Genomic DNA, 12432 nt, shown 5'->3' with positions numbered 1-12432 from the left:
AATAATTACCAAGGCAGCGGTTGAAGCCACGCCTACTGAAAAACCAACCATGAAGACAACGAAGAACATAGTCATCCTCGGAGCCGGTGAATCCGGAGCAAGCGCAGCCCGCCTGGCGCAACGGGAAGGCTATGCCGTCTTCGTATCCGACGCAGGACCGGGCAACCCTAAATACCTGGCTGAACTGGAAGCGGCCGGCATCGAGTTTGAGACGATGCAGCATTCCACCGAGCGGATTTACGCTGCGGATGAAGTGGTGAAGAGTCCCGGTATCCCCGATACCGTACCGATGATCGTGGAGCTGCGTAAGCGTAGTATCCCCGTTATCAGCGAAATCGAATTCGCTTACCGCTTCGCGCCGAAGGAAGCGACCATCGTGGGGATCACCGGAAGCAACGGTAAAACAACGACCACAATGCTGACGCATCACCTGCTCGACTTCGCCGATGTGAAGTCACTCGCCGGTGGCAACCTTGGTGATAGCTTCGCCCGTCTCCTGCTGGACCACGAGCCGCAGGATGTGTACGTACTCGAACTCTCGAGCTTTCAGCTCGATGGCATGGTGGATTTCCGGCCGGCCATCGCGGCGGTGCTTAACATCACCCCGGACCACCTGGATCGGTACGACTACAAGCTGGAGGCTTATGCGGACTCGAAGGTCAGCATCGCTAAAAACCAACGTCTCACTGATCGTCTTTTCGTCCTTGCCGATCAACAAACCATTGCACCTGCGCTGCGTCGCCACAAAATTGACGCTAAACTCACAACGATTTCCGACGAGGATATTCGGGACGGAAGCGTGTTCATCGACGGCTACGAATTTACCCTCGGAACGGGCAGCCTGCGCGGCCGCCACAACGGACTGAATGCGCTTTTCGCTATCCGTATAGCGATGGAACTGGGCGTGAACGAAAAAGAAATACAGTTGGCGCTGGACAGCTTCGTCCCCGCACCGCACCGCATGGAAGTCGTCCCGACCTCCGACGGCCGCACGTGGATCAACGACAGCAAAGCAACCAACGTGGATGCCACTTACTTCGCGCTGGAAGCGATGAGCGGCTCTACGGTATGGATCGCCGGCGGAACGGACAAAGGGAACGACTACGACGTCCTGTTGCCTTTCGTTACCGAAAACGTGCACACCCTCATCTGCATGGGGAAAGACAACGCCAAACTGGTGGAGGCTTTCACCGGTAAGGTGGAAAATCTGTACGAGTGCCACAGTGCCGCTGCGGCCGTCACCTTTGCCAGCCAACTGGCGAAAAAAGGCGATACCGTACTGATGAGCCCCTGTTGCGCAAGCTTCGACTTATTCAATAACTACATCGACCGCGGAGACCAGTTCCGTGCGGCCGTTAAAAACCTCAACGCATGAACATCTCAGCACGCATAGCGACGGAGTTGCGGGGTGACCGCGTGATCTGGGCCATTGTGGTTCTGCTGGCCATCATTTCCATGGTGTCCGTATTCAGCTCTGCTTCCACGCTGGCTTACGCCGAGCGGTCGGGCGAGGTGAGCTACTACCTCATCAAGCACGGCGTCATCCTGGCCTTCGGCCTGGTGGTGATCTACGTCTGTCACCTGCTGGCGTACACCAAGTTCAGCCGGTGGGCACCGGGTATGCTGGTGGTCGCCTTTGTCCTGTTACTGCTTACGATGTGGTTCGGGCCCGTAATCAACAACTCGCAACGCTGGCTTCAGATTCCGTTTGTGGGGCTCACCTTCCAGACGTCCGACTTCGCTAAGCTGGCCCTCATCATTTTTGTCGCCCGTTCCATCGGCTCCAAGCAGGATGTGATCAAAGATTTCCAGGGGGCATTTCTGCCCATCATCCTGCCGGTGATCGGTATCTGTATGCTGATCGCGATCAACGATCTTTCCTCGGCGCTGATGCTGTTTCTGATCTGCATCCTGATGATGGTGGTTGGTCGTGTGGCGCTTCAGTACGTGGTGATGTTGATCCTGCTCGGGGTTTCCGTTTTCAGCATTATGGTGATGCTGGGGTCTAAATATCCCGGTCTGATTCCGCGGGCAGCTACCTGGGAAAAGCGGATCGAAACCTTCGTGAACCCAAGTGCAGCATCTTCCGATGATCGTTACCAGATCACCAAGGCACAAATTGCAATGGCCAACGGTGGTATAATTGGCGTAGGACCGGGCAATTCGACCCAGCGGAACTACGTACCGTATGCCTACGCAGACTTCATCTACGCCATTATTGTTGAAGAATATGGCGTCGTTGGAGGTATTGCCCTGATCGCGCTCTACATGTTACTGTTCCTACGGGTGGTGCGCCTTGTAACTAAAAGCTCAAAGGCCTTCGGGGCCATGGTCGCCTTCGGGATCGGCCTGGCGGTGCTGATGCAGGCCTTCATGAATATCGCGGTCAACCTTGATCTCGTCCCCGTCACCGGATTGACGCTGCCCCTCGTTTCGATGGGTGGTACGTCCGTATTGTTCACCTGTATTTCGTTTGGCATCATCTTGTCCGTATCGAAGTACATAGAAGCCGTTACTGCTGATGCAACCTAGTGTCGGACATAACACGGCCCCCTTACGGGTAATCGTAAGTGGCGGCGGCACCGGCGGGCACATCTACCCGGCCATCGCCATTGCGGATGAGCTCAAGCGGCTCCGCCCGGATACCGAGTTCCTGTTTGTGGGAGCCACGGGAAAAATGGAGATGGAGAAAGTGCCGATGGCTGGCTACAAGATTGTCGGATTGCCCATCCGGGGCCTTGAGCGTAAGCTGTCGCTTGCCAACCTGTCTTTCCCGTTCAAGCTGCTTTCCAGCTTGTGGCAGAGCCGGAGCATCATCAAAAGTTTCCGGCCCGATGCAGTTGTAGGCACCGGCGGCTACGCCGGCGGACCTATCCTTTATGTCGGGGCGAGAATGGGCGTGCCGACACTGATCCAGGAACCGAACGCATTTGCCGGCCTCGCGAATAAATGGGTGGGTAAGTACGTAGACAAAATCTGCGTGGCTTTCCCCGGAATGGAGAAGTTCTTCCCCAAAGAAAAGCTGGTCGAGACGGGCAACCCGGTAAGGGAAGAGATGCTGGAGCGGGTGCTGGAGAAGTCCACACCGGTTTCGGAAAGAAACATCACGGAAGGAAAAACCCATATCCTTCTGATGGGCGGCAGCGGCGGTGCCCGTTCGCTCAACGAAGCAATGCGCGACAGTACTGATCTGATCGGGGCGCGGCCGCAGGTGCAATGGACGTGGCAGTGCGGTAAGTTCTACTACGACGCTTTCAAAGACTGCGCTACCGCGCAGTTGCCAAACGTAACGATCTCCGCCTTCATCGACGATATGGAAGCTGCTTACACCGCAGCCGACGTTGTCATCGGCCGGGCCGGTTCCACTACCATCGCCGAAATCCAGTTCCTCGGCAAACCGACTATCCTTGTGCCGAGCCCCTGGGTTGCCGAAGACCACCAAACGATGAACGCCCGGGCACTCACCGAGCGCGACGCAGCAGTCCTGGTGGCCGACAAAGACGTGAATGAAAAACTGGTGGCGACGGTGTTCGGAGTCATCGACGACGCTCAGCTACCAACGGTACTCAGCACCAATGCCCGCGCAATGGCCCAAACCGGAGCCGTAACCCGCATCGCCAACGAAGTTATCAATCTTATTCCTTCACCCGTAAAAGCTTTCGTATAATGGAACTGACTGACATAAAGCAGGTCTACTTCATCGGTGTCGGTGGAATCGGGATGAGCGCCGTTGCGCGCTACTTCAACAGCCAGGGGCTGAAGGTGACGGGCTACGACAAGACCGAGACGCCGCTCACCCGTGCGCTGGAAGCCGAAGGAATTGCTATCCACTACGGCGCTGCGAACGTAAGCCTTGTACCGGACGCATCCGATGATCTGCTGGTAGTGTGGACCCCGGCCATCCCGACCGACTTTGCCGAGCTGGTGAAAGTGCAGGCTGGCAACTACAACCTTTACAAGCGTGCCCAGGTACTCGGCCTCCTCAGCCGGGGGATGGATTGTGTCGGTATTGCCGGAACTCATGGTAAAACAACCACAACTACCATCACCACTCACCTGATGATGACAGCGGGCTTGCAACCCCACGCCTTCCTGGGCGGCATCCCGCGCGACTTCGACGGAAACTACGTCCACGGCAACAGCAACTGGGTAGTGGTGGAAGCCGATGAGTATGACCGGAGCTTCCTGAACCTCGACCCGGCTATCGCCGTCATCCTCAGTGCTGACCCTGATCATCTGGACATCTACGGCGACCACGACAATATGCTGGAGACCGGCTTCCGGGCGTACGCACGCCGGGTCAAAGAAGGTGGAAGCCTGATTGTACGCTACGACATTGCGCACCATTTTAGCCCCCCGCCCCCCAAAGGGGGAGCACGGTTAACTCCCCCTTTGGGAGGCGAGGGGCTATACACCTTCGGAATTGGGGCCGGAGACTTTTGCGCGCACAACGTGCGCGTAGAAGACGGAGCCTTCCACTTCGATCTCAAAGAACCGGATGGCCACCTCATTACGAACATCCGCACCGCCCTGCCCGGGCGCCACAACGTCGAGAATGCCGTTGCTGCCTGCGCCGTAACCCGGCTGGCCGGCGGGAGTGAGGATGCACTGAAAGCAGGACTGTCTGCCTTCCGTGGCATCGCCCGTCGCTTCGAGACGGTACTGAAGACAAACAAAATCGTCATCATCGACGATTACGCTCACCATCCGACCGAGTTGGAAGCGGCCATCACGGCCGCCCGGGAACTGTACCCCGACCAGACGATCCGCGGTGTGTTTCAACCACATCTGTTCAGCCGGACACAGGACTTCGCACAGGGCTTTGCAAAAGCCCTCGATTTACTTGACGAAGCGATCCTCATCCCGATCTACCCGGCCCGTGAACTGCCCATCGAGGGCGTTACCAGCCGCCTGATCTTCGGGAAGATGCGCTCAACCAATAAGCGCCTGCTTGACGACGAGCAGATGCTGGCCGCAACGGCGGAACTTACCGACGGCGTATTGCTGTTGTTAGGTGCCGGAAACATCGATGCACTGGTCCCGAAAATTGTAGCTGAACACCAAAATACCCTCACCAATGGCTAAGAAAAAAACCAATAAGGTTACTCAGGTGCTGTTCGCCATCCTTGGCGGAATACGGGCCTATGGCTGGCTGGGGGTGGCGATCATCGTCGGCGTTCTCGCGATCTCAGCGATTTCGTCCCGCGAAGCCTCCCACGTTGAAACCGTAGCCCCGATCATCATGCCGCTCGCCGAAGGCGAGGCACTGGTAACCGAAAAGGACCTGCTGGACCGTCTGGCTGCCGGATTCACCAAGCCGATGAGTGAGTTGAGCCTCAGCGATATCGACATCGAGCGCGTCGAAGAAGTGCTCGAAGGCCAGGCTTTTGTGGCCAACGCCGATGCTTATATCGACGACGACCTCCAGCTGAACATAAAAGTTACTCAGCGGGTCCCACTGCTCAGAGTAATGGCCGAGAACGGACAAGATTACTACCTCGACGAAGACGGGGTCCGCATGCCCCTGAGCAGCAGCTACACGGCCCGCGTGCCCGTCGCATCGGGCAACGTGGTGTTGTGGTCTGATGACTTCATGGACCACGACGACAACCAACTCCGCCAGCTCGTAGAGCTGGCCCACTACCTGCGCCAGGATGATTTCCTCGACGCGCTGGTGGAACAGATTTACGTAAAGACCAACGGCGAGTTCGTCCTCGCTCCTAAGGTCGGAGACCAGGTGATTCACCTTGGTCGCTATAAAAAAGAAACGACGCAGGAACGCCTGCGCCGACTAAAGATCTTCTATCGTGAAGGGCTCCCCTACGAAGGGTGGCGTAAGTACAAAAGCTTTGACTTGCGCTTCTCTGACCAGGTGATTGCGCGGAAGCGGTAGAGAGTCTGGAGTCGGAAGTCTGGAGTCGCTGCCGCAATTGCTATTCGCAGCGCTTCGCTTGCTCACCCTGAGCGAACAAGCGAAGTACAGTGAATGGAAACAGCGGTAGGTCTCCAGACTCAAAACTCCCGACTCACAGCCGGCCAATGACCCTGGCCATATTTTTTAACCCTTTTTAATTATCGGATGTAATTATGACTACTGATACTCAAAACCAAACCATTGCCGCACTAGACATCGGCACCACCAAAGTGTGCGCCCTCGTTGGACGGCGTGATGCACACGGACGGCTGGAAATCCTCGGAACCGGCAAGGTCGAATCCGAAGGCGTAATGCGCGGCGTCGTCTCGAACATCGAGAAGACCGTACGCGCCATCAGCGAAGCATGCGACCTGGCCCGCAAGGCCAGCGGCGAAAACTTCGACATCGTGCACGTCGGTATTGCCGGCCAGCACATTAAAAGCCTGCAGCACCGCGGGATGCTCGTTCGGGACAACGCCCAGGACGAAATCAGCCAGCGCGACATCGATCGCCTGATCAGCGATATGCACAAGCTCGTTCTCCCTCCCGGAGACAAAATCCTCCACGTGATTCCGCAGGAATACACCGTGGATATGGAGCAGGGCATCACCGACCCCATCGGGATGAGCGGCTCCCGCCTGGAGGCGAACTTCCACATCATCACTGGCCAGATCACGGCCAGCAACAACATCCACCGTTGCGTTGAGCGCGCCGGACTGGAAATGGCCGGCGTAACGCTGGAGCCCATCGCCAGTGCTGCATCCGTGCTCTACTCCGACGAAAAGCAGGCCGGTGTAGCGCTGGTCGACATCGGCGGTGGAACGACTGACATTACCATCTTCCAGGACGGCATCATCCGCCACACGGCAGTGATTCCTTTTGGTGGTAACGTCTTCACCAAAGACATTAAGGCGGGCTGCACCGTGATGGACCAGCACGCTGAAAAACTGAAAGTAAACTACGGTTCGGCCCTCGCCAGCGAGGTGTTCGAGAACCGCCTCATCGTAATCCCGGGTCTGCGTGGCCGCGACCCGAAGGAGATCAGTGAGAAGAACCTTGCCCTGATCATTCAGGCCCGCGCGGAAGAGATTCTTGATCACGTGATGTGGGAGATCCGCCGTGCCGGATTTGAAGGTCAGGAACTGATCGGTGGCATCGTGCTTACCGGCGGTGGCGCCCTCATGAAAGACATCGAAAAGCTCACCGAGCTGCACACCGGAATGCCCACCCGCGTGGGTACGCCGATCGAGCACCTCGCGCACGGCTACCAGGAAAAACTGACCAGCCCGATATACGCCACCGGTGTAGGCCTGTTGCTGCAGGGTTTTGCGGACATCGACGCCGGCAAAGTGAACCCGGCCATTGCCCGCAAGCAGGCGAAGGAAGAAGCTGCAAAAGCACAACTCGAAGCCGAAGCAAAAGCGAAGGAAGAGGCGGCGCGTACGCAGGAGCAGGCAGCGGAACAGGAAGCAGTGTCCTCCGGCTCCGGATGGTTCGACAACGTGTTCAAGAAAACAAAGGAATGGTTCGAAGCTGAGCCTGACTCTGATTTCTAAGTCGCCAGCCGAATCAAATTTCGCCTGACGTAGTCGGCAGAGTTTTCATCTGCCGATTTTGGTGGAGATTCGGCTCAAGTCGACAGGCGAACTTTTTATCCGACTTCGTCAGGCTAAAAAGAATTCGACTGGCGACTTGAGGAACCTTGCTTTTCAACCTTCATTGCACCTGCGGCCCCGCCCAGATGCTTCATAACCCACAACAATAATCCAGCGGACTCACCCTTCGCTGTAGCCCACAAGACATCCGATATTTCTGGTTTTCAGAGGTGTGAACCATGCTGAGGATACGGGCAAATAAATCAAAGAACTATGAATTTCGATTTCCCACAGGGAGAATCTCCCATCATCAAAGTAATCGGCGTCGGTGGCGGCGGCTCCAATGCCGTGAACCACATGTACAGCCAGGGCATTATCGGTGTTGATTTTGCCATTTGTAATACAGATCACCAGGCCATGGAACTGAGCCCGGTGCCCACCAAGGTTCAGCTTGGCCCCAACCTTACAGAAGGCCGCGGAGCAGGGTCGAAACCTGACGTAGGAGCCCTTGCCTGCGAAGAGAGCATCGATGACGTTCGCAAGTACCTTAACAACAATTGCCGGATGCTCTTCGTGACCGCCGGTATGGGCGGTGGAACGGGAACGGGTGCCGCGCCGATCATCGCCAAGACTGCCCGCGAAATGGGCATCCTGACGGTTGGTATCGTAACCCTGCCCTTCACTTTTGAGGGCCGTCGTCGTGCAACCAACGGCATGGAAGGCCTGAACGAACTGAAGGAGAACGTTGATACGCTCATCATTGTTAGCAACGACAAACTTCGTCAGATTCACGGTAACCTGAACCTTAGCGAAGCATTCGCCAAGGCCGACAACATCCTGACGACCGCAGCCAAGGGCATCGCCGAAATCATCACCGTTCCCGGTTACGTGAACGTTGACTTCGAAGATGTGAACACGGTAATGCGCGAATCCGGGGTAGCCATCATGGGTACCGCAATGGCCGAAGGCGACGACCGCGCCCGCCAGGCTGTAGACCAGGCCCTCCACAGCCCGCTGCTGGAAGACAACGACATCCGTGGTGCCCGTCACATCCTCCTGAACATCACCTCCGGTACCCGCGAAGTGACGATGGACGAGATCTTTGAGATCACCGAATTCGTACAGGAAGAAGCCGGCTACGGCACCGACCTCATCTGGGGTAACTGCTACGACGAGAGTCTGGGCGATAACCTCAGCGTAACCGTAATCGCTACCGGGTTCAACGAAAAGAAGAACCTGGTTGCCGGCAAGGCAACCGATCGTCGGGTAGTTCACCTGGACGACCGCAAGGTCAATGACGACCAGCCAAAGGCGCAAACACGCGTTAGCCTGGAAGACATCACCGGCGAAGCCGACCCCGTTGGTTACAGCAAAGACAATAAAGGCACCACTACCTTCGAGTTCGAGGACCTGGAGGAAGCCAAGGCGCGTCTCCGTCCGCGCAGCCGTGGCGAAGAGCGCAGCTTTACGAACTCCTTTCTCCAGAACGAGGAAGAAGCCCGCCGTGAAGCCCTCCGTCTCGAGCAGATTGCCCGCGACGAAGAGCGTCGTGCCGCCCTCCGTAACCGGACCGAACTGCCCAAACTCAGCAACCCGAAAGTGGTGAACGAACTGGAAAGTCAGCCCGCCTACCTCCGTCGGAACATTCAACTCGACAACGTGGCCCCAAGCGACGAGCGCGAACTGAGCCGCTGGAGTATCTCTGACGACGAGGAGATGCCGCTGCGCCGGGATAACCGGTACCTGCACGATAATGTGGACTAGGAATTAGGAACTAGAAATTAGAAACTAGGAATTAGAAACTAGGAACTAGGAACTAGGAACTAGTTCCCTAGCTCCTAGCTCCCTAGTTCCCTAGTTCCTAGTTCCCTAGCTCCTAGCTCCTAGCTCCCTAGTTCCTAGTTCCCTAGCTCCTAGCTCCCTAGTTCCTAGTTCCCTAGCTCCTAGCTCCCTAGAATACTTCCGATAAAATTTAGATTTCAACCATGTTGAGTCTGGCGTCCGATTAGGCTCCAGCCTCAGCAATCACACCTTTTTTTTAGCTTTGGATGCGCATGCCGGGGGGTCAATCCTGGTGTGCGCTTTTTGTTTTTTTGAACGTTAATGTTTAATATTCTTTTGACTTTTTATTGCTTTGAAACTATCTTGCACATACAATATTCAATTATTGGAATTTTATTTCCACCTAATTAAACCTGAATTATGTTTCTCGTTTCTCGTTTCTCGCTTCTCGTATGCCTTTCTCTCTTAGCTCTAACGTATAGCTGTGTCGAGGAAAATAGTTTTGATCCTACAGCAATAACGTTTGATGAAATAGTCAGTGAATTTAACTTGATCAAAACTAGTTTAACCAATAGCCAAAGTAGTTTGAGGGACTATACTCAAACAGAGCTTGAATATATTTATAGCGAGCTTGCAGCTACTGAAAGTCTTCGGGGTGAACGGTTTATAATGACATCTGACCAGTTTATTGTTACCCTTAACGGTAAGGGGAAGGACCATACGGGTAAATTAAACGGATGTAATGATCCTTTCGCTATCCTTACTCCCGCTCATTGTGTTTCTGGTGGCCACGTTACAGCAAATCAACCAGCCGGTTATTGGGCACCCTATGGCTTTGCAATCGATTTCGATTATTCTGAACTACCCAATGGTACAATGAATCTAGGCTGGGAGGCTAGTAATATCACTTCTCACCTTTATGGGTTTTCAGGACCTCTAAATTGGAATCAGACTTCGACAAGTTCAAGTTGGGGAGTTGGAGGATTAGTTGTAAATGTTTATGGATACATTTCAGTTACCGGATCAGGCGGATACTCTACTGCAACCTATCACCTTCAACTAATTTTCGATCCATGGACCAGCGAATGGTCAATAACCATTGATTAAAAAAAATAACGCATGTTTTTTAAACCAAATCCCGGGCTTCTCTTCTGGGTTTCTTCATTCTTTATTTTTCTTGTAATCGCAATACTATGCCTTGTGCTTTATAAATTGTTAGTAAGGTCTAAATAAATAGAGTCGTTCTGTGGTGGAAATAGATATGGCCGCCAGATGCAGCCCTACTCCGGGAGATTTCACCAACTATTACTTCATAAATTGTTAAGTATGCTCCTTCGTGTAATTCTCTTTTCCTCGTTTTTCTGTCTGTCGTTTCTGGCTTTAGCGGGTAGCCTGTTTGCTCAAGATGTAGGCGGAACACCGCCAGGTTTAGCTGCTGTAGCTTCAGACTCCTGTGCCAAACGAATCGTCTCAGCCCTGTCCCGTGCAAGTACTTCACAGTTGGAGTATGATCAGGAAGAGGGCGTAATAATGTTTTATGAGTATGACTCAATAGCTCATGATTTTACTTCCAAGGGGTGGATTTTCGCGAAGGGAACCCCGAACGAGGAGCTACAGGAATTTATGAATCGTATTTCTTTTAGAAATGCGAAAAGGATCAGGGCATGGGAAGATTGTGTTGTTCAAGATAAAAGCGCAGTTTTCGTAGTTCCACTGTATTTTCCTCATCCTCTGGGCAGTGGCGGTACCGGTAGAAATATCTTCCAGGACAATGCGGAATACAAACAGATGATCATGCGATTTTACGATGTACCTGGATTCGTTTTGTTGCCTACAGTCACAATGAGTTGGTGAACTGTTGAATACATAACTGGCGAGCCAGCCAGGCCTCAACCATTCATTATTGTAAAGCTTCTATTTCGATCTCGGCTACGCGCCAAAACCCGTCCCCCGCAGCCATATCCTGTTGAAACCCTAATGATACGAACCCTTCCACTCGTGTCTCATCGAGCAAGCGAACTTCTACGCTGTAGCTTCCCGCCGGGAAGTTGGCGGGAACGTCGAAAAAGTAGTTGATCCAATTAACCAGATTGGCTTCGCCGACGGTGTTGAGCGATTTGTCTACGCGGTATATCTTAGTAGATGGGCCATTGAGCCGCATTTCAAGGTCGTAGCGTTTGCGCATATCGGCGGGGCCGACGGTGCGCCAGTCCATTTGGATTTCCAGTGTTTCACCGGCTGCGATGGATTCCGGCAGGGAGAGGGCATAGACGTAATGACCTACTCCGTCGGCGGGGTTGGCGATGGTTCGTTCGGTGAGGTCTATTTCCTGGCGGCCGGTGCCGGAGTTGCAGGCGGATAGGAGGGATAGTAGGAGGAGGAAGGAGAGGAAGTAGCGCATATTTGTCGGTAACGTAACTGGTTTGGGCGAGGTTTGGAAAGATTGACGCTATCGACTTATCGTTATGGTGAGACGCCCCATTACCCATATCTTTCCTTCGGTTCATAGAATGGATGGTGATACAATGGGAGGTGGGCTCGAACCTGGCTGCACATCAGGCACCATTCACCTGATTAAGCCGGTGGCAAATGAAGAAATTGTTCGGGAACCCACGGCCACTATTGAAATCAACCCCAATCCCGTAGAAAACTCACTCCACCTGGAAATTTCCGGAGTAAACTTACCGACTGGTCGGCTGACGTACACGATTGCAGGCAGTGATGGCCGTATATTACAATCAGGCTCGGTGACTGGTCATTCCATGGATATTGATGCAGGTAACTTACCCTCCGGCCTACACTTTTTCTCCATCACGAATGAGCATCGGCTACTGGCGGTGCGGCGGTTTTTTAAACGCTGAACCCGACTGGCGAGTCTGGTGCCAGAACTCGCCAGTCGAATCCTTTTTTGCTTATTGTCCTTACGGAATAAAATTATTGACACTACGAATCGAATTGCCTGAGGGGTAGAATTTACCATCTGAAGAGCAAAAAAGTTCGCCTGTCGAGTTCGATCTTAGAGCTTGTTGGGGAATTAAATTTGTCAAAACTAGCTTAAGCACTGCATGGTCATGCTGATATTAGCTAATTTGATGTGCGCTGCCGAACTTTCTACTGTATGCTCGTAGTCTATGGATAGAC

11 protein-coding genes are annotated in these 12432 nt (G+C 53.9%); 10 read left to right on the top strand and 1 reads right to left on the bottom strand.

Going from position 1 to position 12432, the window contains the following annotated elements:
• Positions 1–49 precede the first annotated feature (49 nt).
• From murD to FUA23_RS09235, 9 genes are all read left to right on the top strand, one after another.
• Positions 50–1375, top strand: a complete 1326-nt coding sequence (gene murD / locus FUA23_RS09275) for a UDP-N-acetylmuramoyl-L-alanine--D-glutamate ligase (protein ID WP_147930464.1) — start codon at positions 50–52, stop codon at positions 1373–1375.
• Positions 1372–2532, top strand: coding sequence for an FtsW/RodA/SpoVE family cell cycle protein (locus FUA23_RS09270; protein WP_147930463.1), 1161 nt, complete (start codon positions 1372–1374; stop codon positions 2530–2532). The genes murD and FUA23_RS09270 overlap by 4 nt, the downstream gene beginning before the upstream one ends.
• Positions 2522–3667 (top strand): undecaprenyldiphospho-muramoylpentapeptide beta-N-acetylglucosaminyltransferase, encoded by a 1146-nt coding sequence (murG, locus tag FUA23_RS09265; RefSeq protein ID WP_147930462.1) that lies wholly within the window; start codon positions 2522–2524, stop codon positions 3665–3667. The genes FUA23_RS09270 and murG overlap by 11 nt, the downstream gene beginning before the upstream one ends.
• Positions 3667–5085 carry a UDP-N-acetylmuramate--L-alanine ligase gene (gene murC / locus FUA23_RS09260; RefSeq protein ID WP_147930461.1) on the top strand — a complete coding sequence of 473 codons (1419 nt, stop codon included), beginning with the start codon at positions 3667–3669 and terminating at the stop codon, positions 5083–5085. The genes murG and murC overlap by 1 nt, the downstream gene beginning before the upstream one ends.
• Positions 5078–5893 carry a cell division protein FtsQ/DivIB gene (locus FUA23_RS09255; protein WP_147930460.1) on the top strand — a complete coding sequence of 272 codons (816 nt, stop codon included), beginning with the start codon at positions 5078–5080 and terminating at the stop codon, positions 5891–5893. Before murC ends, FUA23_RS09255 begins: the two co-directional genes overlap by 8 nt.
• Before the next feature lie 194 nt (positions 5894–6087).
• A complete protein-coding gene (ftsA, locus tag FUA23_RS09250; protein WP_147930459.1) occupies positions 6088–7470 on the top strand; it encodes a cell division protein FtsA in 1383 nt (460 codons plus the stop codon).
• Between the two features lie 312 nt (positions 7471–7782).
• Positions 7783–9273 carry a cell division protein FtsZ gene (gene ftsZ / locus FUA23_RS09245; protein ID WP_147930458.1) on the top strand — a complete coding sequence of 497 codons (1491 nt, stop codon included), beginning with the start codon at positions 7783–7785 and terminating at the stop codon, positions 9271–9273.
• Positions 9274–9711: 438 nt separating this feature from the next.
• Positions 9712–10398 (top strand): hypothetical protein, encoded by a 687-nt coding sequence (locus FUA23_RS09240; protein ID WP_147930457.1) that lies wholly within the window; start codon positions 9712–9714, stop codon positions 10396–10398.
• Between the two features lie 219 nt (positions 10399–10617).
• Entirely contained in the window at positions 10618–11145 is a 528-nt protein-coding gene (locus FUA23_RS09235; protein WP_147930456.1) for a hypothetical protein, read from the top strand.
• A gap of 46 nt (positions 11146–11191) precedes the next feature.
• Here FUA23_RS09235 and FUA23_RS09230 read toward each other — a convergent pair whose 3' ends face one another.
• Positions 11192–11692, bottom strand: coding sequence for a hypothetical protein (locus FUA23_RS09230; protein WP_147930455.1), 501 nt, complete (start codon positions 11690–11692; stop codon positions 11192–11194).
• Positions 11693–11756: 64 nt separating this feature from the next.
• On the opposite strand from FUA23_RS09230, the gene FUA23_RS09225 reads away from it, so the two are divergent.
• The gene (locus FUA23_RS09225; protein ID WP_187270948.1) at positions 11757–12152 is read left to right on the top strand and encodes a hypothetical protein; all 396 of its coding nucleotides are present in this window, start codon (positions 11757–11759) and stop codon (positions 12150–12152) included.
• Positions 12153–12432 lie beyond the last annotated feature (280 nt).

Source organism: Neolewinella aurantiaca, from assembly GCF_008014675.1.
In the GTDB taxonomy this organism is placed as follows: Bacteria; Bacteroidota; Bacteroidia; order Chitinophagales; family Saprospiraceae; genus Neolewinella; species Neolewinella aurantiaca.
Note: the sequence above shows the minus strand (reverse complement) of the source record. Positions and strands in the feature narration are given on the sequence as shown.

Coding starts and splice junctions, on each gene's coding strand:
- ftsZ (WP_147930458.1), top strand. CDS start 7,783: ATGAATTTCGATTTCCCACAGGGAGAATCTCCCATCATCAAAGTAATC.
- FUA23_RS09230 (WP_147930455.1), bottom strand. CDS start 11,692: ATGCGCTACTTCCTCTCCTTCCTCCTCCTACTATCCCTCCTATCCGCC.
- murD (WP_147930464.1), top strand. CDS start 50: ATGAAGACAACGAAGAACATAGTCATCCTCGGAGCCGGTGAATCCGGA.
- FUA23_RS09235 (WP_147930456.1), top strand. CDS start 10,618: ATGCTCCTTCGTGTAATTCTCTTTTCCTCGTTTTTCTGTCTGTCGTTT.
- murC (WP_147930461.1), top strand. CDS start 3,667: ATGGAACTGACTGACATAAAGCAGGTCTACTTCATCGGTGTCGGTGGA.
- ftsA (WP_147930459.1), top strand. CDS start 6,088: ATGACTACTGATACTCAAAACCAAACCATTGCCGCACTAGACATCGGC.
- FUA23_RS09240 (WP_147930457.1), top strand. CDS start 9,712: ATGTTTCTCGTTTCTCGTTTCTCGCTTCTCGTATGCCTTTCTCTCTTA.
- FUA23_RS09225 (WP_187270948.1), top strand. CDS start 11,757: ATGGTGAGACGCCCCATTACCCATATCTTTCCTTCGGTTCATAGAATG.
- FUA23_RS09255 (WP_147930460.1), top strand. CDS start 5,078: ATGGCTAAGAAAAAAACCAATAAGGTTACTCAGGTGCTGTTCGCCATC.
- FUA23_RS09270 (WP_147930463.1), top strand. CDS start 1,372: ATGAACATCTCAGCACGCATAGCGACGGAGTTGCGGGGTGACCGCGTG.
- murG (WP_147930462.1), top strand. CDS start 2,522: ATGCAACCTAGTGTCGGACATAACACGGCCCCCTTACGGGTAATCGTA.